Source organism: Corynebacterium sp. p3-SID1056 (assembly GCF_025152525.1).
In the GTDB taxonomy this organism is placed as follows: Bacteria; Actinomycetota; Actinomycetes; order Mycobacteriales; family Mycobacteriaceae; genus Corynebacterium.
The window spans coordinates 149915-171967 of sequence record NZ_JALXXL010000002.1; the positions used below are offsets into that span (position 1 = coordinate 149915).

Annotated in this window: 18 protein-coding genes; 9 read left to right on the top strand and 9 right to left on the bottom strand. The window is 66.1% G+C overall.

What is annotated here, in order from left to right; translation table 11 throughout:
- Window positions 1–10: 10 nt before the first annotated feature.
- Both dnaN and dnaA read right to left on the bottom strand, forming a co-directional pair.
- A complete protein-coding gene (gene dnaN, locus M3G14_RS02550; protein WP_259924432.1) occupies window positions 11–1222 on the bottom strand; it encodes a DNA polymerase III subunit beta in 1212 nt (403 codons plus the stop codon).
- Window positions 1223–1908: 686 nt separating this feature from the next.
- Window positions 1909–3495 (bottom strand): chromosomal replication initiator protein DnaA, encoded by a 1587-nt coding sequence (dnaA, locus tag M3G14_RS02555; protein ID WP_259924433.1) that lies wholly within the window; start codon window positions 3493–3495, stop codon window positions 1909–1911.
- 892 nt (window positions 3496–4387) lie between these two features.
- Here dnaA and rpmH point away from each other — a divergent pair.
- The 9 genes from rpmH (at window position 4388) to M3G14_RS02600 (ending at window position 11259) form a co-directional block, all read left to right on the top strand.
- The gene (gene rpmH, locus M3G14_RS02560; RefSeq protein ID WP_038593492.1) at window positions 4388–4525 is read left to right on the top strand and encodes a 50S ribosomal protein L34; all 138 of its coding nucleotides are present in this window, start codon (window positions 4388–4390) and stop codon (window positions 4523–4525) included.
- Window positions 4526–4539: 14 nt separating this feature from the next.
- The gene (rnpA, locus tag M3G14_RS02565; RefSeq protein WP_259924434.1) at window positions 4540–4917 is read left to right on the top strand and encodes a ribonuclease P protein component; all 378 of its coding nucleotides are present in this window, start codon (window positions 4540–4542) and stop codon (window positions 4915–4917) included.
- Window positions 4918–5232 (top strand): membrane protein insertion efficiency factor YidD, encoded by a 315-nt coding sequence (gene yidD, locus M3G14_RS02570; RefSeq protein WP_259924435.1) that lies wholly within the window; start codon window positions 4918–4920, stop codon window positions 5230–5232.
- 9 nt (window positions 5233–5241) lie between these two features.
- Entirely contained in the window at window positions 5242–6222 is a 981-nt protein-coding gene (gene yidC / locus M3G14_RS02575; RefSeq protein WP_259924436.1) for a membrane protein insertase YidC, read from the top strand.
- Window positions 6223–6419: 197 nt separating this feature from the next.
- Entirely contained in the window at window positions 6420–7016 is a 597-nt protein-coding gene (gene rsmG / locus M3G14_RS02580) for a 16S rRNA (guanine(527)-N(7))-methyltransferase RsmG (RefSeq protein WP_396122181.1), read from the top strand.
- Between the two features lie 7 nt (window positions 7017–7023).
- Window positions 7024–8007, top strand: coding sequence for a ParA family protein (locus M3G14_RS02585; protein WP_259924438.1), 984 nt, complete (start codon window positions 7024–7026; stop codon window positions 8005–8007).
- Between the two features lie 10 nt (window positions 8008–8017).
- A complete protein-coding gene (locus M3G14_RS02590) occupies window positions 8018–9154 on the top strand; it encodes a ParB/RepB/Spo0J family partition protein (RefSeq protein ID WP_259924439.1) in 1137 nt (378 codons plus the stop codon).
- A 5-nt stretch (window positions 9155–9159) separates the two neighbouring features.
- On the top strand, window positions 9160–9801 hold the full coding sequence (locus M3G14_RS02595) for a hypothetical protein (protein WP_259924440.1): 642 nt from the start codon (window positions 9160–9162) through the stop codon (window positions 9799–9801).
- Between the two features lie 120 nt (window positions 9802–9921).
- Window positions 9922–11259, top strand: a complete 1338-nt coding sequence (locus tag M3G14_RS02600; RefSeq protein ID WP_259924441.1) for an RNA-binding domain-containing protein — start codon at window positions 9922–9924, stop codon at window positions 11257–11259.
- An 11-nt stretch (window positions 11260–11270) separates the two neighbouring features.
- Here M3G14_RS02600 and M3G14_RS02605 read toward each other — a convergent pair whose 3' ends face one another.
- From M3G14_RS02605 to M3G14_RS02635, 7 genes are all read right to left on the bottom strand, one after another.
- The gene (locus M3G14_RS02605; protein ID WP_259924442.1) at window positions 11271–12452 is read right to left on the bottom strand and encodes an N-acetylmuramoyl-L-alanine amidase; all 1182 of its coding nucleotides are present in this window, start codon (window positions 12450–12452) and stop codon (window positions 11271–11273) included.
- A 125-nt stretch (window positions 12453–12577) separates the two neighbouring features.
- Window positions 12578–12901, bottom strand: coding sequence for a thioredoxin (trxA, locus tag M3G14_RS02610; protein ID WP_259924443.1), 324 nt, complete (start codon window positions 12899–12901; stop codon window positions 12578–12580).
- Window positions 12902–13011: 110 nt separating this feature from the next.
- Window positions 13012–14031: a thioredoxin-disulfide reductase gene (trxB, locus tag M3G14_RS02615; RefSeq protein ID WP_259924444.1), complete on the bottom strand. Its 1020-nt coding sequence runs from the start codon at window positions 14029–14031 to the stop codon at window positions 13012–13014.
- A gap of 84 nt (window positions 14032–14115) precedes the next feature.
- Window positions 14116–14670, bottom strand: coding sequence for an RNA polymerase sigma factor (locus tag M3G14_RS02620; protein ID WP_259924445.1), 555 nt, complete (start codon window positions 14668–14670; stop codon window positions 14116–14118).
- Window positions 14671–14771: 101 nt separating this feature from the next.
- Entirely contained in the window at window positions 14772–18374 is a 3603-nt protein-coding gene (gene murJ / locus M3G14_RS02625) for a murein biosynthesis integral membrane protein MurJ (RefSeq protein ID WP_396122182.1), read from the bottom strand.
- 79 nt (window positions 18375–18453) lie between these two features.
- Window positions 18454–21048: a hypothetical protein gene (locus tag M3G14_RS02630; protein WP_259924446.1), complete on the bottom strand. Its 2595-nt coding sequence runs from the start codon at window positions 21046–21048 to the stop codon at window positions 18454–18456.
- Entirely contained in the window at window positions 21045–21998 is a 954-nt protein-coding gene (locus tag M3G14_RS02635) for an NUDIX hydrolase (RefSeq protein WP_259924447.1), read from the bottom strand. Before M3G14_RS02635 ends, M3G14_RS02630 begins: the two co-directional genes overlap by 4 nt.
- Window positions 21999–22053 lie beyond the last annotated feature (55 nt).

The window sequence follows — 22053 nt, forward strand, 5'->3', positions numbered from 1 at the left end:
TCTCTCCGGCTTAACCCGGCAGGCGCACCGGCATGAGCAGGTACGTGAAGTGGGTATCCGGCGTGGGGAACTCGCCCTGCGCGTCCGCCTCCGGCAGCTCCTCCGGCTCCGGAATCATGATCGCGGGGCGCGAAGGCTCCGTGAATCCGAAGACGACTCGGTCGGTGTCTACCACCGACAGGCCGTCGCGCAGGTAGCCGGCGTTGAACGCGATGAGCAGCTCATCTGCGCCGGTAAACGCGCACGCGAGGGACTCGCTCGCCTCGCCCGAGTCGGCGCCGGAGGCGTGCAGGGACACCTCGCCCGGCGTGAAGTGCAGGCGCACCTGCGCGTTGCGGTCGGCCACCAGGGACACACGGCGGATGGACTCCATCAGCGGGGCGACCTCCACCGTGGCCATCGACGTGTGCACCTTCGGCAAAAGCGGCTCGACGTTCGGGAAGTCGGCATCGAGCATGCGCGTGGTGGTCTCCCGGTTACCCACGTGCATGCCGAAGAGACCCTCGGCACCGACATTGTCCTCGGTGCCCACGGCGATCTCCACCGGATCTTCGAGGTGGGTATCCAGGGTGCGGGCGTTGTCCAGCAGCGTCTTGGCCGGGACCAACAGCTTCGCTTCGACCTGCGGGCTCTTCGGCTCCCACTCGAGGCTGCGCAGCGCGAGGCGGAAACGGTCCGTGGCAGTCAGGCGGAGCTTTTCCCCGTTGATCTCCATGTGGATACCGGTGAGCATGGGCAGCGTGTCATCCCGGCCCGCCGCCGAGGCGACCTGGGTGACCGCCTGGGTCAGCGCCGCCGGGGCGATCTGGCCGGTAGTTGCCGGCAGGTCGGGGACCTGCGGGTAATCGTCCAAGGACATCAGGGGCAGCTCGAAGCGAGCCTTGCCGCCCACCAGCTTCATCGTGTTGCCGTCGGTGGACACCTCTACCGGCTGGTTCGGCATGTTGGCAACGATGTCTGCGAGCAGCTTGCCGGCCACCGCGACCTTGCCCGGGTTCTCAACCTCGGCACCCAGGCGGACACGCGTAGAGATCTCGTAGTCAAAGCCGGCGAGCTCGAGACCCTCTTCGTGCGCCGTAATCACAATCGCGCGCAGAATCGGCTGCGTGCTCTTGGTGGGCAAGCTGCGCGCTACCCACGCGACGGCGTCGGAGAGGTCCTCCTTGTGGACCCGAAATGACACGCCAGTGCCAGCGGAGTTGTCACCGATGCTCTCGACCATAACGGCGTAACGCTCCCTTGCTTGTCGTTGCTAGGCGGATGTGTGGTTTACCAACTCCGGCCCAAGCAGGTTCCCCCTCGAGCGCCGGGTGTGTAATTTACGTTCTCACTTTAGGCGGAAAGGGTGGCCGTTGCCAGCTTGGGTCACGGAACGTGTAATTCCAAGAATCGGCTGCGAAAGGGCGGGCGGCGGGCGAAAGTGCACAGGCTCTCTTTCTCTTAGGAGAATTACAAGTAAAAGAGTTGGTAACAACAATAGGTGCTGTGCAATCTGTGGATCACGGGGTTTTGTCCGTGGTAGCTGGGGGAATTGGGGATGTGATTCCGCGTGTGTAATTCCTGTGGATAAGTCGGAGCCATTGTGGATAACTTTTGGGTTGGGGAATTCATCCACACGGAGCCCCGAGTTGTCCACCAGCCTTGCACATGCGAAAACGGGGTTGTCCACAGCCTAAAGTGCCTGTTCGTCGAGTGCCGCGCCCGCGCGGCTCAGCGGGGAAATGTGAGCAACATCGCCAAGTTACAACGGCGTAATTACACAGGTGTGGAGAAGTCTGTGGATAGTGGTAGCCGTGTGATTGAGGTGGTTATCGGGATTATTGGGGCTGAAAATGACACATCCCACCGAACCTCACGTGTGATCCGGTGGGATGTTCCTGTTTCGCGCGCAAGTCGCTAGCGCTGATGCTAGCCCTGGCGCGCCTTGTTCTTGATGATCTGGGTGAGCTCTTGAATCTCGTCGTACGTCGAGCGGGTCTCGGTCATCTCCTTGCGGATCTTCCTGTCGGCGTACATCACGGTCGTGTGATCCTTGCCGCCGAACTCGTCGCCGATCTTTGGCAGCGAGAGATCGGTCAGCTCGCGGCACAGGTACATCGCAATCTGGCGCGCATGCGCCACCTGACGGGCCTTACCGGCACCGGTGAGCTGCTCCAGGGTGAGGCTGAAATATTCCGCGGCCGCCTCTTTGATGGTGTCTGCGGTGAGCTTGACATCCGCCTCATCAGGCAAAATGTCGCGCAGCGCGGCGCGGGCGTTCTCCAGCGTGATCGGTTCGTTGGACAGCGAGGAGTACGCGGATACGCGGATGAAGGCCCCCTCGAGCTCGCGGATCGACGCCTCGAAGTGGGAGGCGATGAGCTCGAAGACGGCGTCGTCGACCACCGTGCCGTCCGCGGCGGCTTTCTTCATCAAAATTGCGATGCGGGTTTCCAGGTCCGGTGGTTGGACGTCGGTAATCAGCCCTCCCTCGAAGCGGGTGCGCAGGCGATCCTCCAGGGTGGTCAGCTGCTTCGGAGGTCGGTCCGAGGACAAGATGATCTGCTTATCCGCCTGGTGCAGGGCGTTGAAGGTGTGGAAGAACTCCTCCTGCGTACCTTCCTTGCCCTGCAGGAACTGGATGTCATCCACCATCAGGATGTCGAGGTCGCGGTAACGGCGCTTGAAGGATTCCTGCCGGTCGTCGCGCACCGAGTTGATGTAGTCGTTGGTGAACTCCTCGGAAGAGACGTACTTGACCCGCAGGTTCGGCTGCAGCACCTGGGCGTAGTTGCCAGCTGCGTGCAGGAGGTGGGTCTTGCCCAGGCCGGACCCGCCCCAGATAAACAACGGGTTATAGGCGCGGGCCGGGGTTTCAGCGACCGCGAGCGCCGCACCGTTGGCGAAGCGGTTGGAAGAACCGGTGACGAAGTTCTCGAAGGTGTAGTTCGGGTTCAGGCTGGTCGAACGGTCCGGGTCGTGCGCGGGCTTTTCGCGCGGAATACGACGCGGCACCGTCGGGTGGCCCTGTGGCTGCTGCTTCGCGTGCATCTGTGCCAGCTCATCCAGGCTCATGGGAATTTGCTCGCCGGGTGCGGTGGAATCCGGGCGCGGCTGCGCCGGCGCTTGTGGTGCCGGCTGTGCTGGTTGGACTGGCTGCGCCGGCTGGCGCACTGGTTCCGGCGAGAACTCTTCCGGCACTGAAGTCGGCGAAGATTCAGCGGGTGCCGGCGGCGTGGGCGCTACCGATACTGCCAGCGCAAAGGGGGTGCCCATGTGCGAGGCCAACAGCGCGGTGATGTGGGGAGCCAGTGACTCCTCCACCACGGTCTTGGCTGCGGCGTGGGGTGCGGAAAGGACGGCGTAGCCGTCGACAAGCATGACGGGCTTGACCAACTGAAGGTAGGAGCGCTGCTGGTAGGTCAGCTGCGGGACCGAGGAATCTGGGCGCTCGGAGAGCTGCAGTAGCTCGGTGACGATGTCGCGCCACAGCGATTCAACGTGTTGCTCCGCCACTTAAGCGCTCCTTTTCTTCGGTCGACGGTGTGTAGACAGTGGGGGCACGCGTCGGTGTGCCGCGGCGGGCGAAACATGTAATTTCAAAACCCACCGCAGAATCCACCGGAATGCGCGATGCCTCCACAAGTTTGTGAGGACCCCGCGGGGCCCTCACCTCATCTTCCACAAGTTTATCCACACCTGTGGATAGATTCGTGGTTGGGTTCTATCCACAACGGGTGCACAACCCTGTGGATAACTTCCGTGGAAGGTAAACATCCCTTTGAACTGCGCAGATAACAAATTCTGCGCAAAAGTCTCAACCTTTACTTCAGAGTTATCCACAGCGTTGCCGCTCGGTGTGGACAGAAGTGATGTGAAATTGTGGTGATAAAACATTGTTACCCGTTGCGACCTCGCAGTGTCTAGATGAGCGCTCAGGCTCGCTTTGTGGATAACCCAAAGCGTCGAACAGGTGTCTGGCACAGCAGTGTCAAGGAAGTAAGGTTCGCGCACTATGCGCGGATAGAACCGGGCCCTACCTGCAGAAAAACACACTTGTGTAATTCCGGGGGCACCCGCGGGCGGCTGTCAACTCGCGGGGCGTGTCGATTTGTCGTGCGGGTCAACCCTCACGTACCCTAGTGGGGTCTGTCGCGCCTGTTGCGTCTGGCGCTGTCACCAGGTACCCGAGTATCCGGTGCAGCCCGGTCACACCTTGCGCGCTTGAGAGCGCCACCCGCGCCGAGTACCGGGCCCCCGCAAGGGCGAGTCTGCGCAGGTGGGGCATGCGGAACCTTGAAATACGCAATCTCAACACAATTTTTTACCGGAGGCGGCCTCTGCCCCGGGAGGTACGCAGTACGCTGCGCACCGTTGGTCGCCGTGATGCATCTACAAGGAGTCCATCGTGTCTAAGCGGACTTTTCAGCCCAATAACCGTCGTCGCGCTCGTAAGCACGGCTTCCGCGCCCGCATGCGTACCCGCGCTGGCCGCGCTATCGTTTCCGCGCGTCGCAAGAAGGGCCGCGCGAAGCTGAGCGCCTAAGCTTTTCTGCCACCGTGCTGCCTGCCCCGCTGAAGCTTGCCAGCTCGCGCGATTTTCGTCGCACGATGCGTGGCGGTTCGCGCGCAGGGTCGCGCACCCTGGTGGTCCATCTGCGAGCCCGAACCGAGACCGCTATTTCAGGCGGGCCCCGGTTCGGGCTCGTGGTGTCTAAGCAAGTGGGCAACGCCGTGACCAGGCACGCGGTCTCTCGCAAGCTGCGGGCGATCGCGCGCGCGCACGCGGAAGCGCTACCGCGCGAGTGCGATGTGGTCATCCGCGCGCTGCCGGCCTCGGCGCACGCGACGAGCGCGGAGCTGGACCACGATTTCGCCCGGGCTGTGGCAAAGGCCCGGAAGAAGGCCGTGGCGGATAACCCCACGCGCGCAACCTAGATGGCGTACTACAACTTCGCGGGCGGTGAGATCCCCGCGCCCCGGGGACTGCTCGCATCCGCGCTGGTGAAGCTGGTGCGCCTCTACCAAAAGTACGTTTCACCCCTTAAGCTGGGTGGGACCTGCCGTTTTCTGCCTGTGTGTAGCGCATATGCGCTCGAGGCCGTGGCAAGGCACGGTGCCCTGAAAGGCACGCTGCTTGCCGCGGCGCGGGTAGCCAAGTGTGGGCCCTGGCACCCGGGCGGCTACGACCCGGTCCCGGGAAGCATCCCGCACGCTGCGGAAACGAACACACGACGAACCGATGAGGAGTAACTGCCGAAAGTGCTGAACTTCATTTATTGGCCGATTTCATGGGTGTTGTGGGCCTACCACAAACTCTTCGGCGCGATTATTTCGCCAGACTCGGGCATGGCCTGGGCGCTGTCCATCATCATGCTCACGGTGACTATCCGTGCGCTGTTGGTCAAGCCGATGGTCAACCAGATGCGCTCCATGCGCCGCATGCAGGAGATGCAGCCGCGGATGCAGGAGATCCGCACCAAGTACAAGAACGACCAGCAGAAGATGGCCGAGGAGACCCAGAAGCTCTACAAGGAGATGGGCACCAACCCGCTCGCCTCCTGCCTGGTGCCCTTGGTGCAGATGCCGGTGTTCATTGGCCTGTTCCACGTGCTGCGCTCGTTCAACCGCACGGGCACCGGCCCGGGCGCGCTCGGCCTGTCGGTTGAAGAAAACCGCAACATCGCCAACTACGCCTTCTCCCCGGATGACGTCCGCTCCTTCCTGGACGCAGACTTCTTCGGCGTGCCCCTGTCGGCCTACATGTCGATGCCGGAGGACGCGTTCGCGGCCTTTACCGGCGTGGATGAGCTCACCCGCGCGCACATTATCGCGGTCTGCCTCCCGCTGGTCATCCTGTCGGCGACGTTTACGCACCTCAACGCCCGCATGTCCATCCAGCGCCAGCAGGCCCGCCGCGCCGCCGGCAAGGTCAACACCCCGCAGGGTGACAACGCGCAGATGATGGACCAGCAGATGCAGATGATGAACAAGATGATGCTGTGGTTCCTCCCGGCCATGATCCTGTTCACCGGTTTCGTGTGGCACGTCGGCCTGCTGTTCTACTCGCTGTCCAACAACATTTGGACGTTCTTCCAGACCCGTATCGTCTACGCCAAGATGGACAAGGAAGAAGCGGAAGAGGAGGCCGCCAAGCGCGAGGCGCAGCGTGCTTCGGCACCGCAGGTTGGCGCCCGCACGGTGGATAAGCGCACGAAGAAGCAGCGCAAGCAGGGCAAGTAGCCCGCATCGCTTGCAGCCCGTCGCCTCATCGAGGCGGCGGGTTTTTTCGTGCCTCGCCTTTCATGCTTGTCGACGCCACGATTGCCCCAAAGTTCGGCGCATTTACTAGAGTCGGTGCCTAGAGAATTCCCCTTGCCACTAAGGAGTGCACAGCCGTGTCGGAACCCAGCCCGCAAGCAACCCCAACCGAAGCGCTACTGCGCACCGTCTTCGGTGAGCGGTACCCGTTGGCGCAGGCCTACCACGATTCGCTGGCCACGGTGGCCGCCGAGCGCGGCTTCATCGGCCCCAAGGAAGTGGACCGGCTGTGGGAGCGTCACATCCTTAACTGCGCGGTCGCTGCCGAGGCTTTCGACGAGGGCGCATCCGTCGCCGACGTCGGTTCGGGCGCAGGCCTGCCCGGCATCCCGCTGGCGATTGCGCGCCCCGACCTTCAGCTCACGCTCATTGAGCCGCTGTTGAAGCGCTCGACCTACCTCAAGGAGGTCAAGGCCGAGCTGGGTCTGGACAACGTCACAGTGCTGCGCGGCCGTGCCGAAGAGCAGAAACGTGGCCAGTTCGACGCGGTGACCTCGCGTGCGGTCGCACCGCTGGGCAAGCTCGCCGGGTGGTCGCTGCCTTTGGTGCGGCACGGTGGCGCGATGGTGGCGATGAAGGGGGCGTCGGTAAGCGAGGAGCTCGAGCGAGACCAGGCGCAGATCCGCAAGGCTGGCGGCGTGGACGCGGAGATTTTCCTCGTCGGCGAGGGGCTGCTTGCGCAGCCGACCACCCTGATCCGGATCGTGCGAAAGTAGGGCTGGGATGGACGAGCAAAACTACGACGACACGCCGATCATGGCCGCGGCGCAGCGAGCCGCGCAGATGACTTCGGGGCGCAAGACGCTGCCGAAGCCGGAGCACCCGCGCGTGCTCACCATCGCCAACCAGAAGGGCGGGGTGGGGAAGACGACGACGGCGGTGAATATGGCGGCGTCGATAAGCAAGCAGGGGCTGAAAGTCCTGGTGGTCGACCTCGACCCGCAGGGCAACGCCTCGACCGCACTCGGTGCCGAGCACACCTCCGGGACCGTGTCGAGCTACGAGATCCTTATCGGCGAGGCTGAGGCCGCCGACGCCGTGCAGGAAAATGCGGACAACCCGAACCTCTTCTGCATCCCGGCGACGATCGACCTTGCGGGCGCCGAGATCGAGCTGGTGTCTATGGTGCGCCGCGAGTACCGGCTGCACGACGCGCTGCGGCGCGGCTTTTTGGACGAGTTCGGCTTTGACTACGTGTTCATTGATTGCCCGCCGTCGCTGGGTCTGCTCACCATTAACGCGATGACCGCGGTGGACGAGGTGCTTATCCCCATCCAGTGCGAGTACTACGCGCTTGAGGGCGTGGGCCAGCTGCTGGGCAACATCGGCATGATCCGCGAGCACTTGAACCACAACCTGCACATTTCGGCGATCCTTTTGACCATGTACGATGCGCGCACCAAGCTCGCCGCCGAAGTGGCCGCGGAGGTGCGTGACCAGTTCGGCCAGGTGGTGCTGAATAACGTGATCCCGCGTTCGGTGAAGGTCTCCGAGGCGCCTGGTTACGGCCAGACCGTCATCGAGTACGACCCGGGTTCTCGCGGCGCGCTCGCCTACTTCGACGCCGCGTGCGAGCTGGCCACCCGCGGCGACTACCAGCCGCACGAAACGACCGGGCCGATCGGCGTAAGCCCGGCGGTGTACGCGGAGCTTGATGGCGGTACAGACGGCACAGACGGTACAGACGGCGCAGACGAGGGAATGTAAGGAGAAACTCATGGCACAACAACGAAAAGGTGGACTTGGCCGCGGCCTCGCTGCGCTGATCCCGTCCGCGCCCGCAACTACGGACACCACGGGCAAGACCGGCGCGATTGGCAATAGCGCCTCCGACATCATCTTCGGCGACAATGCCGGTGCCCGCGAGCGCCGCGAACATGAGCAGCAGGAGCCGAAGTCGCAGCGTGATGACGCTGCGAACTCGCCGAAAAAGAAGAAAGTGAAGGGCGCGCCGACGGTCGGCGGCACCCCGCGAGGCCCGGTTGCAGGCGCGCCGACGGTGCAGGCGGCGAAGGATAACGTGATGCAGCCGGTGCCGGTGGGCGCGCGCTACCAAGAGGTGCCGCTGGGACAGATCATCCCGAACCCGAAGCAGCCCCGCCAGGTCTTCGACGAGGACGAGCTGGCCGAGCTGGTCCACTCGATCCGGGAGTTCGGCCTGCTGCAGCCCATCGTGGTGCGCGACACCAAGGAAGGCTTTGAGCTGATCATGGGCGAGCGCCGCTGGCGCGCCGCCTCGAAGGCCGGCCTCAAGCACATCCCGGCAATCGTGCGCGAAACCTCCGACGAGGACATGCTTCGCGACGCGCTGCTGGAGAACATCCACCGCGTCCAGCTCAACCCGCTCGAAGAGGCCGCCGCCTACGAGCAGCTGCTCAAGGAGTTCGGCGTCACCCAGGAGCAGCTGGCTGACAAGCTTGGCCGCTCCCGCCCGGTGATCACCAATGCGATCCGCCTCTTGCGCCTGCCTGTCGACGTGCAGCGCCGCGTCGCTGCCGGCGTGCTTTCCGCCGGCCACGCACGCGCGCTGCTCGGCGTGAAGTTGGACAGCGAGGAGGCGACCTCGGCCGCGCAGGACGAGCTGACCAACCGCATCGTCGCCGAGGGCCTGAGCGTCCGCGCGACCGAAGAGGCCGTCACCCTGCTGAACAACAACGGCGCCCTGCCGACGAAGAAGAAGCGCGAGCCCGCGCCCCAACCGGAATACCTCACCGAGGCCGCCAACAACCTCGCGGATGCCTGGGACACCAAAGTGTCCGTGACGATGGGCAAGCGCAAGGGCAAAATTGTCGTTGAGTTCGGCGACAAGGACGACTTCGAGCGCATCATGGGCCTCATCCAGGGCGAAGACTAGCAGCCATGGCGCGCCCCGGGGGTCAGCTCGTCGCGCTTACAGAGGCGACGCTCGCGCGCATCCACCCGCGCGCGGCCTCGAGCGTCTTCTGGGAGCTCGACTCTGCCGCGACCAGCAACAACCCGATCTCCGAGTTGGACAAGGGTGCCTGGCTGCTCGCGCGCTGCTTCGCGCAGGACACCGTCGGGTTCTCCATCGCCGAAGCCACCACCACGACTGGTGCGCTCGCGACATGCCTGTTCTGCCCGCCCGAACACGCCCCGGGCGCCGCCCGTATGCCCACGGCACCGATCAGCCAGGACGCGTGGGCGCTGACCAGCCTGCACATCGCTACCAGCGCGAAGCACCGCGGCTTCGAGGCAGTGCTTCTCGACGCCACCATCGCCGCCGCCACCCGTGCCGGTGCCCAAGCCCTCGAGGTCTTCGGGTTGCGCCAGGAAGGCAACGCCGAGGCTTCCGTTGCTCATATCGCCCGCCACGCTCAATCCATCGGGCTGACCGCGGTGGAGATCCTCGAATCCGCCGGCTTCCGCGTGGTCGCCGACCACCCGGTCCTCCCCCGCCTGCGCCTAGCGCTGCCGCCCGCGCACGACTTACTCGCAGCACACGAGATTGCCGAGCTGCTCGCCGACGTCCCCGCGGCCTGAGCGCGCATATCGCAGTAATTGCATCACTGCATTCGGGCGGCGTGCGCGCATCATTCAATCAATCAATCACGCTGTGCGCGGCGATGCGCTGAAGGAATCTCAATGATGTAAGATAGCCGCATGGCAGCTGCGGATATCCACGAATCAATCACTCAAGGTCAGGGTCTGACCAGGGTTTTCGCACGCCGCAAGTCGGGCGCATTTATCAACGAACGCCGCCTGATTGAAACTATGGCCTCGCTGGCTAACACCGAGGGAGGCACCCTTTTCATCGGCGTGGACAGCGACGGTTCCATCAGTGGATGCTACCCCTTCCACGGCGAGAAGACCGACCCGGCCGAGCTCGCCATGTCGGTCCGCCGATATACCAATCCGCCCCTGCACGTGGAGGTGGAGATCGCGCGCCTCGACGGCGAGGAGGTCGTCGCTGTACGCACCGAAGCGCACCCGAGCCCCGTCGCCACAACGTGGGGCGCCTACCTCACTCGCCGCCTGAACGCGCACGGCGTCGCCGAGACCGTCGGGATGGACCCCACCTACCTGTTCACCCGCTACCGCGACGCCAACGGCATCGACTGGGCGCTGCTGCCCGCCGAGGGCGCGACACCCGAGGACATCGACCCGGCCGCCTTCCAGCATTTCCGCGAGCTCGCCGCAGCCTTCGGGGGCGAGGCACGCATGCGCCAGCGCAGCGACGACGGGATCGTTCGCGCCTTAGGCTTCCGCGACGACTCCCCTACCCCGCTCACCCTCGGCGCCATCGCGCTCTTCGGCCGCGCGCCCGCTATTCGACGCTGGCTGCCGTACCATCAGCTCGTCATTTCGGAGCGTCGCCGCACGCACCAGACGCACCGCAGCACCGCGCCGCTCGCTTCGATGTTGCACGCCTTGACGGAGAAGCGCGCTGAGCTGGGCCTTGCGCTCCCGTTAGCCGTAAACGCGTTGATCCACCGCGACTACTTCCAGCCCGGCCCCGTCTACGTGGCTTTAGAGGAGGATCGTTCGACCGTGTCGAGCCCCGGCGGGCTTCCGCGCGGGGTCGATGCCCGCGAGCTGGCGCTGGGCCGGGCCACCTACGCCCCGCGTTCCCTGCACCTGGCCACGGCGATTTCGATGACCGGGCTGACCCGCGCCGCCGGCACGGGTATGCCCAGGTTGCGGGAGCAGCTGGACTCCGCCGGCCTGGACCCGGTGAGCTTCGCGGGCACCCACGGCCGCGGCGTGACCGTGACCGTGACGCACGCCGGGCCCGCGGCGAACCACGAGCTCAAGGGCAACGAGGCTCGCGTTTTCGAATTGGTGCAGCGTGCGGGCCGTGCTGGCTTGGCCAGCGGCGAGGTCGCCGAGCGCACGGGCTTGAGCCAACAGCAGTCCTACCGCGCGCTGCGCAAGCTTGTCGACGCCGCGTTGCTCCGCCGCATCGGCACTACCCGTACCACGCGCTACTACATCAAGTAGGCGCAGGGTTTCTAGGCGCGCTCTTCGCGCAGCAGGTCCTGGAAGGAATAGGTGCCGGTGGGCTGGGTGTCAGACTCCATGAGGTAGAGGCGCTTGACCGCAACGACGATGGCCTCGGCGATGGCGTCGCGCTGCGCAGGATCAGTGAGTATTTCCAGGTCCCCCGGGTTGGTGAGGTAGCCGGCGACCACCTCGACGGTAGGCATCTTGGTCATGCGCAGCATTTCCCAGGTACGGGCGTGATTGCGGCAGTTTTGGAGGCGGGTGCGCGCCGCGATCTCGCGCTGGATGTAGCCGGACAGTGTCTCGCCCGTCATGGACGAGTTACCGATCTCGCTGCCGAAGTAGAAGGTGGCCACGCCGTTGGCCTTCTCGTTTGGGTACTGGTCGAGCTGCAGGGAGATCACCAGGTCGGCGTTGAATCCATTGGCCAGGTCGGCGCGGGACTTGGCAGAGGGGTTGTCGCCGCGGGTGCGCGAGAGAATCGTCTCCACCCCGGCGGCAATCATGCGGCCCTCGACGCGCTGCGCCAGGTCCCAGACGATGTCTTCCTCGGTGATCGGGCCGTAGCACCCCTCGACGGTCAGGCCCTGCTCCTTCCCCCCGAGCGCCGGGTCGATGACGACCCGCTTGCCCGTGAGCTGCGGTCCCGCCTGGCGGACGTGCTCGCGCTCCCGGATCGCAGTGGCGGAGCCGCCGGTGATGCGCCGTCCCAAACGGCTCAGTGCGTGCAAGGTGTCAGGACCGCACATGCCATCGTCTTCCAGCCCGGAGTTGAGCTGGTAGGTCATCAGCGCCTCGTGCGTGCGGGGGCCGAAGCGCCCGTCGATGCGGTGCGAGTAAAAGCCCAGCTCGTGGAGCTGCTTCTGTAGCTGCACCACATCGTCGCCGACAAGTTCCTGCCCCGGCTGGTAGTTCAGGACGCGGTTGCCCAGCTTGTACGAGGCCTGGCGCAGCTCGCGCAGCGTGAGGTCATCGATGTTGCCGGTAGGCATGATGCCGCGTGACTGCTGGAAGGCTTTGATGGTGTCGGCCAACGCTTCGTCGAAAAGCATCTCTTGCTTTGAGAACTTCCGGGAGTTCCACTCCTCCAGCGACCCCTCGTACTCCTGCAACATGCCGAGGCGCGCGAGCGTGGTGCGGGCCTCAGCGACACGAGCGCTGGAATCGCCAACGCGAAGAGTTGCACGCACTTTAGGCCTTTCTGTGTTCGGGGGGCAGGTCCGGGAGTTCACCCGGATTCTGGGAGGTCAAGAGACGTAGATAGCACTATCTTACGCGGCGCGGAGCCGGCTTAGCGAACCCGCGCGCCAGGCGCTTAAAGGTGCTTCTGCACACGCTCGACGACCTCGTTTTTGGGCCGCAAACCAATGAACTCGTCGACCTTCTGCCCGCCCTTGAACACCATCACCGTCGGCATCGACATCACCTGGTACATCATGGCGAGGGCGCGCTCGGCATCGACGTCGACCTTGGCCACCTTGACCTGGCCGTCAAACTCCTGGGCCACCTCGTCGAGGATGGGCGAAAGTTTCTTGCACGGGCCGCACCAGGTGGCCCAAAAATCGACGATAACCGGGATCTCGGACTCGATGACCTCGGACTTGAAAGTCGACTGGGTGACATCTACTGGTGCGCTCATGGGTTCGGCTCCTTCGCGGACTCGCTTCTACGTTGCTTCCCCACCTTAGCGCCGCCCGCGCAAAAGGCGGGAGGCGCGACCGTGGCCCTCGGTAACAGAAGGGTCACAAGCTAGAGCGTGTTGAGGTAGTGCTGTGCGTCGAGCGCGGCGCGGCAGCCGGAGCCCGCGGCGGTAATGGCCTGGCGGTAGAGGTTATCCACCACATCGCCGGCCGCGAACACGCCCGGCACGTTCGTCGCCGTCGTCGGGGCCTTGACCTGGATGTAGCCGCCCTCGTCTACCGCGACCTGGCCCTCCAGGAAGGCCGAGCGCGGGTCGTGCCCGATGGCCACGAACAGGGCCGTCGCGTCGAGCACCTGCTCCTCGCCGGTGACGGTGTTGCGCAGCTTCAGTCCGCTCACCTTGCCGTCGGCCTCCTGGACCTCATCGACGACCGTGTTGGTGATGAACTCGATCTTCTCGTTTTCGCGGGCGCGTTCCAGCATGATCTTCGAGGCGCGGAAGTTCTCCGAGCGGTGGATCAGGCTCACCTTGGAGCCAAAGGTGGTGAGGAATGTGGCCTCCTCCATCGCGGAGTCGCCGCCGCCGACTACGGCGATGTGGTGATCCTTAAAGAAGAAGCCGTCGCAGGTTGCGCAGGTCGACACGCCGCGGCCGGTCAGCTCCTCCTCGCCCGGAATACCGAGGTGGCGCGGCGCGGCACCGGTAGCCAGGATGACGGCACGCGCCTGAAACTCCTCGCCGTCTACGTACACCTTCTTAATCTCGCCGCTAAAGTCCACGCGTTCGACGAGCTCGGGGCGCAGGTCGGCGCCGAACTTCTCGGCCTGCTCGCGCATATTCGACATCAAGTCCGGGCCCATCACGCCCTCAGCGAAACCGGGGAAGTTCTCCACCTCGGTGGTATTCATCAGCTCGCCGCCGAACTCGTAACCCTCGAACACCAGCGGCTTAAGCTCAGCACGCGCCGCATACAAGGCTGCGGTGTAGCCGGCCGGGCCGGAGCCGACGATGATCACGTCGTGTACTGCGTTTTCAGCATCCGCGGCTGCGGGCTCCTGCTTCGCTGCAGCCTTCTCGGAGCTGCCGAGCGTATCGACGTTGACCAGGTTAAAACCGGGGTTGGTCATCTTCTTCCACCTTCATCAGTTCACGGGTACGACTTCTGCGTCATTTCCGGTTCCACAGTGTACTGCCCCGTGCAACCGGGGCTGCTAGATGCGATCCATCATCGCCTCCGCCACCACCGATCGCGCACGGTAACGACGGGATTTCACCGTGCCCGGACGCACGCCAAGCTCCTGGGCAGCGCGTTCGACGGACATGCCGTGGACGTCGATAAGCAGCAGGGCTCGGCGCTGCGCCCGCGGCAGTTTGGCCACCTCGTTGCGCAACGCCATCGCCGAGGCGACGCCGCGCAGCGGGTCGTGCGAAAGCCTGGTGTTGCGCTCGATGCCCACCTTGTCCTCGTCGTCGATGCTCAGCTCGCGGTCCTTGCGCGAGGTGCGGCGCTTGTAGTCTATGGCCGTGTTGACGGTGGTGCGGTGCAACCAGGTGGCCAGCTGCGCCTCCCCGCGGTAGTTGCGCAGGTTGCGATAGGCCTTGAGCAGCGCCTCCTGCACCACGTCCTGGGCGTCGTGCTCGTTGCGCGAATAGTTGTAGGCCACCCGCATCAGGTGCGGAGTGTGCTTGCGAACGATGTCTGCGAAGGCGTCCTGCTCGCCGCGGGCGTGTGCGCGCAGCAGCTCGCGATCAGTGCGAAATTGCATAGTTTTCCCCCAAAAACTCCCCCAAGTAGATGATGTAGGCACAAGTATGCCCGACCCTTGCGGCGAGCGCGCGAGGGCCGGGCATTTTTATTCAGGAACGGTTATCGCAACTCGGTGAACCCGATGAGCGAGACCTCCTTGACCTGAATTTCCTTGCTTTTCTCGCTCGCCGGCAGGGAGATGAACACCCCGCGCAGCTCGCCGGACTCATCAACGTCCACGCTGTTCTGGCCCGGGTGGAAGGTGCCCTCGGCCAGCATTGGCAGCGCCTCCGCAGTGAGCGGGCCTTCGTAGTCGGTGGGGATGGCGTGCACGCTGTAGGGGCCGCCGTCGGAGGTGGTGTCGATGAGCAGCTGTTCGACGCTCACCGTACCGGCCGAAGTCGGCGGGGTCAGCGCGATGCCGCCGCCACGCGCGGTGGTCCAGCCGGTCGCGCGGTTTCCGTCCACCGTGGCGGCGGGGCCCTCGGTGTCCTTGTCCGGCTTGGCGGTGTCGCCGTCGTTTGCGCTGTCGCCGCTGCCGGGTTTGCCCGCTGGCTGACCCTCGGCGTCGATTGGCTGGGCGGAAAGTGGGCTGATGATCACGGGCAGGCCCACGTGCTCGGTGGCCTCCTCCTCGATGTGCTCCGCGCCCTGCTGCACCGAGTCGTGCGTGACCGGGGAGACGGTGTCGTCGCCGGAGAGGAAGCCGATCAGCGAGGCGGTCAGCGCTGCGATGAGCACCACCGCCCCCACCGCGATGGCGGAGAGCAGCACGGTCGTGATCGCGCTGAGGCGGCGCGAGCCGAAGCCGCCGCGCACCTCGTCCGGGTCGTCCGTCTCCTCGGCGACCGGCTCGACGTATTCGGCAAGGCTTGCGTCCTCGGACTCGTCGCCGTCCGCGTCCGCGGTCTCGGGTACCTCCGCGGCCTGCTGCTGCGGGAGTTCCTCGCCCGGAGCGGGCAGGTTCGCCTCCTTGCGCAGGGCGGCCTCGAGGTCGTGGAAGTCGCTGTCTTCGATGGCGTCGGCGTCGACAAGTGCACGCGTGCGCTTCGTGATGGCTTCGAGCGCGTCCGAGTTGACGTTGGTGGTCAAAAGCTGCAGTGCCGAGGCGAAGGCGTCGGCGTCTGCGGGACCAGAAGCCTCCGGCAGGATCGCGGGGAAGGCGAGGCGGACGTGGCCGTCGGTGTCCACGCGCAGGCGCTGGCGGTTATCCAGGCCGAGCGGGATGCCCGCCTCGTGGGCCGCAGCGAGCGCACCGGCGAGCGGGGCGAGCGCGTTGGCGACGGCCTCGGTGTGCAGCGTCTGGCCGCTTTCCGCGACCGCCTTGACCGAGGAGCCCTCGATCCAGTCGGCCACGATCAGCGAGCCGGTGCGGTACGAGAGGATCTCGATGTTCTCGGCCACGGCCGGGTGGTGCAGGTTGGCCAGCTTGCGGGTGCGGCGCGCCACGCCCGCGGCCTGAAGTGCGGCCTCGCGCGGGGTGGCAGGCGCCATGGGCGCGGCACCGGTGGTGTCCACGAAGGTCAGCGCGACGGGTGCGCCGGTGGCTACCTCGCGGGCCTGCCAGAAGCGGGCGCCGGTGGTCGCGCCGTGGTCGCGGATGAGGCGGAAGCGCCCGTCCGAAACGCTGGCGCCCGGCACCAGGCGAGGCCCGCGGACCACGCCGGCCGACATCGGCGGCGGGACCGGGTTGGCGTTGAAGGTATCGGAGGCGAGGAACTGCGTGGACATATCCCGCGGGTCGACTTCGCCGACTTCGAGGGCCGCCTCGTCGTCCGGGGTGATGAAGCGCGACAGGCCCGGGATGCGCGCCAGTGCGCGGCCGAGGTTCTGCACCTCGGGTAGCTTCGAGCGAGACAGGACCAGGCCGGTGACGACAACGAAGATGATCCCTAGGATCATCACCTCGATAAGGAAGCCGAGCGATGGCAACCCGATAAGCCCGCCGAGCGCGCCCGGGATGTCCGCACCCGCCAGGTCGCGCACGAGCCAGCGCAGCAGGAAGGTCGCGGCGATGCCCACGATTGCCGCGGCGAACGCCCAGATTGAGGTGCGCATGACGGTGGCGGCTTCCAGGGTGCCCAGCTTGCGGCGCAGTAGGAAGGCGCCGATGAGCGCGCCGGCGATGAAGCCGAAACCGTTTGCCGCACCGAGCAGCACGACTACGGACTGGGTGGAGTCGGCCACCATGGGTGCGAGGTAGCTCAGCACGATCTTGGTGGCGGTAATCCCGGCGATAATCATCGTCGGCGTCCAGGCTTCCTCCCGCGCGTAGAAGACGCGCAGGTGCAGCATGACGAGCGCGTAAGGGATGAGCGTGAACGCGGAGAAACTGATCGTCAGGCCGAGGGTGCGCGCCGTATCGCCGTCGAAGTTGCCGTAGGCAAACAGCGCGTGCCCGATGTCGGGGCCAAGCGCCGTCATGAACACGATGATCGGGATCAGCGCGATGAAGGTGAGCTTCGTGCCGAGCGTGAGGTCTCGGACCACGGCCTCGTCGTCCCCGTCGGCGGCGTTGCGCGACAGGCGCGGCATGATCGCGGTGAGCAGCGTGACGCCGATGATGCCGTAGGGCACCTGCAGCAGCATCCAGTGTTGCTGGTAGATGATCGGGGCGGCCTCGCTCGCCGTCGAGGCGATGCGTGTTGTCACGATGTAGCCGGCCTGGCTAATCGCCACATAGGTGATGATCGCCAGCGCCATGCCGCCGAACTGCTTGAGACGTTCGTCGATGCCCCACAGCGGGCGCAGATCGATGCGCAGCTTGCGCAGCGCGGGCACCATGATCAGGCACTGCACCACCACACCGAGGGTGGTGCCCAGGCCCAACAGCGCCACGTGCGGATTGCTTATCGACGCCGGCGCCGCCGGATGCAAGTGCCCCGGCACCAGCATGTAGAGCAAAAGGACCGCGATGGACACGACGTTGTTGGCTACCGGGGCCCAGGCACCCGGACGGAAGTGCTCCTTGGTGTTCAGGATGGCCATGAACAGGGAGAACATGCCGTAGAAGAAGATCTGTGGCAGCACCAGGTAGGCAAAAGAGGTGGCCTGGACGATGTTGACCTTGCCTTCACCGTCCAAAAACACTCGTGTGAGCAACGGCGCCGCGAGCACGGCGATGACCGTGACGACCGCCATGAGCGTGAACGTGAGCGTAAACAGCTGCCGGATGAACCGGGCACCGTGGTCCTCGTCCTCTTTCTCGGCGCGCACCAAGACCGGCACCACCAGCGCGGTAAGCACGGAGCCGAGCACGATCTCGGTGATGATGTTGGGCAGCGTGTTCGCCGTGTTAAAGGCGGAGGCAACAGCTGGGCCGAGCGCCGCGCCGATGAGGACGGTGCGGATAAACCCGGTTATGCGAGAGATGAGTGTGGCCACCGCCATCGAGCCGGTGGCGCGCACCACCGAGGCGTTGGAGGTCTCCCCCTCCCCCGCGTCTTCCGTGCCTGTCTCGCGGTCCGCCTCGCGCGTGGCGGTGGCGACCGCGGCAACCTGTGCTGCGGGTGCGGCCTTGTCGTCGTCTGGCTGCTCGGGCGTGTCGACAACCTGAATGGTGTCGGTGGTTTCTGCCTTGGTCTCGGCCTTGGCTTCTGCCTTCGCGGGGGCGTCGACATCCTTCGCGCCGGCTGTTTTTGCCGGCGCGGAGCGCTCGCCCTTGGGGCTGGTAGTCAGCATCGACTTGTCGGGCTGCTCCGGGTTCTCCGCTGGTCCCTGCATCTTGGCGGGCGGCTTGGGCACCGGCGCCGGCGGGGCGGGGGTGACTATGCGACGCCGCAAGCTGGCGGCGCGCGCTGCGTCATCCTGCTGTGTCACGGAAGCTTTCTCCATTCGCGTGTGGTGGGTACGGGCGTTTTGGTGCAGCCGTGTCGGGCGGGTCGCTGCCGGTCTCTGTCGTGTCTCCGCGGCCGTCGTCACCGAGGCGGTGTTTGCGCCAGACCGCAAAGAAGAGGAAGGCGGCGATGAGTGCCGCGAGCGCGGGCAGCAGGACTGAGCCACGCACGGCCATCCCGGCGGTGCGAACGGTGATGTCTACCGGCTGCGACATCGCGGCGCCGTGCGGGCCGGCCAGGAAGAGCTGCAGTTTGGTTTCTGGGTTGTCTTCCGGCAGGTCCGCCGTCATCTGCACGGTGACGGAGCCGCGTGCCGGAATACGCATCGCGGCCGGCACGTTCAAGCGTGCGTCTTCGGGGCCGCGGTACTGGATCGAGGTGCGCACCGGCAGGGGCATCCCGTTCTGCGCAACGATCAGCAGGGGGCTCGACGGCGAGGTGCGCGTGTACACATTGCCGGGAGGGATCAGCGCGACGGAGTTGCGCAGTTCGGTGAGCGTGTCGCGCGAGCCACGGAGTGTTTCGCTCGTGGTGGCGACCGCCGTCGAGTACCCGTGCAGCGCGCGGCGCTGGCCGGGGCTCAGCGCGGTGATGAGGTCTCGGCGCAGCGGCAGGGTGTAGCCGTAGCGGGTCAGCGCAATAGAGGGGTCGGGGGCGAGCAGCTCGGTGAGGTCGTTGATAAAGCGCGCCTGCTGCGTCGCCGCGAGGATCTCCGTATCGGCGTACGCACCGGGGTCGGAGTAGTGCGTTCCCACCGATGCTGCCGGCGGGATCGCAGCGTCCGCGGGCTGTGCCAGGTAGCGCTCGAGCGGAAGGGGCGCTGCTCCGCCGTGGGTGACAAGGTCGGCGACTGTGCCCAGCAGCGTGGCGGCGCTGTCGGCGTCCCACGTTGCCGGCGGGGCGACGAAGACGGGCTCGCTCGCGGGCTGGTCTTCGAAAGTCCAGGCCTGCTGCGCAGCAAGGCGGATGGCGCTTGCCGCGTTGGTTGCGCGGGAGACTGTGGAGTCGCGCACGGCGTCGTAACGCGTGAGTTCTGGGGCGTAGCTCGCTGTCGTCGGTTGTGGCCCGACGGAGGCGAGGACCGAAGCGAGCGCGTCCTGGTAGCTGACCGCGAGCACGTTGGGCGCGGCCCAAGCGAAGCGTTGCGCGTCCGGCGATGTTTCACGTGAAACATCGGGGTCCGCCTCAAGCGTGTTGGCGGGCACGAGGACGCGCACGGTGGTCTCTGGTCGTGGTGCGGCGGCGGTTCGCGCGGAGCCCGGGGTGCGCACGTCGAGATTGCTCTGGGTGCTGCTCTCCCCCGCGGTCGACGCGTCGGTCTCGGCGTTGGCGCGTTCCCACGCCGCCTGCATGCCGCCGGTGGGCACGGTCGATTGCGTGTGGTCGGCCCACCCGAGTGCCGGGAATGTCGCGTGCTCCACAGCCGTGCTGGGGACCACGGCGTTGTGCACGCCGGCAGTGCCGAGGACCCGCTCGAGGACGAAGGGCCCACGCTCGATGGTTTCCCGGACCAGCCACGGGTCTCCCGTGCGCGCCACCGCGTCCAAGTCCGCATTGGCCCACGGCAGCGCGACGGTGCAGCCGATGCGCGAGATTTCGCGCAGTGTGTCCAAGAAGTTGGCGGCGTCTTCTGCCCCGACCCCGGGGGTGCCGCTGGCGTCGTCGCCTGGGCTGCCCCAGCTGTCGCGCAGGCGCTTGGGCTCTTGAACCACGGGCGCTCGCTGCGTATCCACGGTGTAGCCGCCGGCCATGCGGTCGACGGCGGCGACAAGCGCGGGGTCGATTGCGGCGCACGTGGCTTCGCGCACCTGCGGGGTGGCCAGTGCCTCGAGGTAGGTTGTCGCGAGCCGGTCGAGGCGCCCGCCCGGTGCGAGTTGGGCGGCCAGCGATTCGGACTGGAGCACGAGTTGCGGGTCCTCGGGCGCGTCGCCGGTCTCCCCCGGCACGAGGTCGACGGGGGCGGATATCGGGTAGAGCGCGCTGAGCGAACCCGGGCGCGCGCCGTCGTCGAGCCCGCGCACGGAGAGGTGGAACCTTTCGGAGTCGAGGGGGGTTCCCGTGGCGTCGAGAAGCGAAAAAGCGAGCGGGTAGGTGCCGAGATCGCCCATGCCGAGCGCATCGCTGTCGATGTCGAGCTCGAGCTCGGTGGTGTCGCCGGGCGCGAGCGGCGCGGGTAGCGTGTGCGGCTCGCCGACCTGGACATATTCCTCGAGCGCGGCGATGGTAGCCATGCGCTGATCCTCAACTGAGCCGGTGAGCGGGCCGCGGCGAGGCACGATCCGCAGGTCCTCGAGCGGCGCCTCGGAGGTGTTGCGGACGCGAAGTTTCACGTGAAACGGGTCGTGCGCGCGGATTGAGTCCGGCAGCTCGACGGCTTGGAGTGTGGCCCGCTCGCCGTCGCCGACGCGCACGTTGGGGTTGGCCCACTGCGCGGCCACCTCCGGGTTATCCGGGTTGGTGGGTACCGGCAGGGTGGCTGCGGCGGTAGGGTATGCGCCCGCGGCGAGTGCCAGCCCCGCAACCGCGAGGGTGGACAGCGTAGCGCCAGCGGGCCTCCTCATCGCGGAGTGGCCCTTCCGGCTTCCGCCTCCGCCCGCGCCAGATTGGGCATCTTGTCGTAGGCCACGCGGGCGAGCTTGCGTTCGTCCGCATAGGCGAGGCGTTCGATGAGCTCGCTCATAGGCACCCAAGCCACCTCGGTGACTTCCGGGTCTTCGTCGTTGAGGATGCCGTCGACGTAGCGCAGCAGGTTATGGTGCACAGTCTTGTGGATGCGCACGCCATCGGACACGAACCAATAATCAATGGTGCCGAGCGTGTCGAATGCTTCGCCGACGATGCCGGTTTCTTCCCACACCTCGCGCTCGGCGGTGCGCCACTGGTGCTCGCCCACCTCGACGTGCCCCTTCGGCATGGACCACAGCAGGCGGCGGCGCCGGTCGAGTCGCCCGATGAGGGCGACGTAAATCTGCGACATGTCCACCTTGTTGGTCTCCGGGTTGACCGCTTCGGCCATGCCCGAGACCACCAGGCCGCCCGCCGAGGTCTCGTCGCGCGTCTCCATCCCCGACTGCGAGCGGTTGCTGTACTGCGAGTGGCGGCGGTTACTGCCCTGGCCGCGGCCGCGCTTCCGCCGCGCGGGGTGCTTCCCCGACTGCCCGCGATTGCCGCCGTTCGACCCCTTCGCACCGGAGCGATTGCGATTGCGGCGGCGCTTGCCGCCCTGGGAGTTGCGGCCTCCGGAATTGCGGCCCCCGGAATTGCGGCCTTCGCCTGCCGAGGCACCCTTGGACGGCCCGGACTCGCCGGACCCCTGCTGCCCCTGCTGTGTTGTCTGGTTGTTGTTCGACCGGTTGCCGCGCCCGCGCCTGCGGCGGCGTCGCCGCTTGCCGCGTTGCTGGCCCCCGCCGGTGCCTGCATCCCCGCCGGCGCTCCCCTTTCCGCGCGCACCAGTACCGCCGGCACCGTTGGGGTTGCCGGCGGTCCGGTTGGGCCGTGTGTTGTCAGTCATCCGCCTTATCGTATCTGTCTGACCGCCGGTTGTGGTATTTCACAACGCCCTTCCT